The following is a 1,659-nucleotide window of genomic DNA, read 5'->3' on the forward strand; positions in this document are numbered from 1 at the left end:
TCCGGGGCAGGCGCAGGCCCGTGTTGAGGCGGCCCGCGGATCGTCCGCCACCGCCCGGAAGGCGAGGCCGGTGCGGGTGTAGCGGAAGAAGGCGGAGAGGAGCGCCACCATCAGGCCGGCGGTCGCGGCGGCGAACAGGTCGAACCGGCTCACCAGCACGCCGCCGAGATCGATCGGCGTGTCGTCGATGCCGAGGTCGAGCCCGTGGACCTGGGTGCCCCAGGCGAGCTGGGCCGCGCCCTCGATCACGTAGGCGACGCCCAGCGTCGCCATGAACAGGGTGATCGGCGGCTGGTTGACCAGCGGCCGCAGCACCGTCCGCTCCACCGCGAGGCCGACCACCCCCATCGCGGCGAGGGTCGCGGCGAGCGCTGCGGGAAAGGGCAGGCCGCGCTCGGTGAGGCTCACGAAGGTGAGGGCGGCGAACAGCACCATCGCGCCCTGCGCGAAGTTCAGCACGCCCGAGGTCTTGTAGATCAGCACGAAGCCGATCGCCACGAGGGCGTACATCACGCCCGACAGGAGGCCGCCGACCACGACCTCGATCAGGAAGGCGAGATCCGGGCTCATGCGGCGGCCGCGCCCGTGTCGGCATCCCCGTCCGCGAGTCCCAGATAGGCGGCGATGACCGCCGGGTCCGCCTGCACCTCCGCCGGCGTGCCGGTGGCGATGCGGCGGCCGTGGTCGAGCACGGTCACCCGGTCGGAGAGGCGCATGACGACGCCGATATCGTGCTCGATCAGGACGATCGCGGCCCCGGACGTCTCCCGCGCCGCCCGGATGAAGCCGGTCATCTCGGCCTTCTCGGTCGCCGTCATGCCGGCCATCGGCTCGTCGAGGAGCAGGAGTCGCGGCCGGGCCACCAGGGCCCGGCCGAGTTCGACCCGCTTCTGGAGCCCGTAGGGGAGGCTGCCCGCCGGACGGTCGGCCACGGCTCCGAGGCCGAGGCGGCCGATCACGGCCTCGGCGGCGTCGCGGTGCGCCCGCGCCTCCCGCCGGGCCGACGGCAGGCCCAGGATCTGGGCCCCGAGCCCGGCGCGCCGCGCCGCCGCGAGCCCCGCCAGGACGTTGTCGCGGACGCTCAGGCCCGTGAACAGGGCGAGGTTCTGGAAGGTCCGGGCCACGCCCAGTGCGGCGAGCCGCCCGGCCGGCACCCGGGCGAAGGATTCCGCGCCGATCCGCACCCGCCCGGCCTGAGGCGCATAGAGGCCGGTGATCGCGTTGATCAGCGAGGATTTGCCGGCGCCGTTCGGCCCGATCACCGCATGGATCTCGCCGGCCCCGACCGCGAGGTCGATCTCCGCGAAGGCCACCGTGCCGCCGAAGGCGAGGGACAGCCCCTCGACCGACAGGACCCGTCCCGCCCGGTCCCGATGCGGGCTCCCGCCGGGGGCGGGGACGGCAGCCGGGCGGGGGGCGGGCCCCGGGAGGAGGGGCCGATTGCCGTCCCGTCCCGTTCGAACGAGGCGCAGCGCAGGCTGCATGATCCGGATTCCGTTCAGGACAGGCCGCCCGCTTCGGCGCGAACCGGCGGCACCCGTTGAGAGAAGACGAGACGCAAGACGATGATCCGTCCCGGGAGGACAGTTCGACGCTCCTGCTGTTCAAATCCTGCTGCTCAGGGCGAATGAAGTCAAAAGCACAGTCTTCCAATTCAGG

The 1,659-nt window shown here is 73.1% G+C and carries 1 protein-coding gene and 1 pseudogene; both read right to left on the reverse strand.

Annotated features, from left to right (window positions below; genetic code table 11):
- Nucleotides 1-570, reverse strand: a pseudogene (locus I53_RS30150) (branched-chain amino acid ABC transporter permease); the annotation flags it as partial.
- Nucleotides 567-1,484, reverse strand: a complete 918-nt coding sequence (locus I53_RS30155) for an ABC transporter ATP-binding protein (RefSeq protein WP_043358086.1) — start codon at nucleotides 1,482-1,484, stop codon at nucleotides 567-569. The gene I53_RS30155 and the pseudogene I53_RS30150, both read right to left, overlap by 4 nt.
- Between the last annotated feature and the right edge of the window lie 175 nt (nucleotides 1,485-1,659).

The organism is Methylobacterium sp. B1 (assembly GCF_000333255.1).
Taxonomy (GTDB): domain Bacteria; phylum Pseudomonadota; class Alphaproteobacteria; order Rhizobiales; family Beijerinckiaceae; genus Methylobacterium; species Methylobacterium fujisawaense.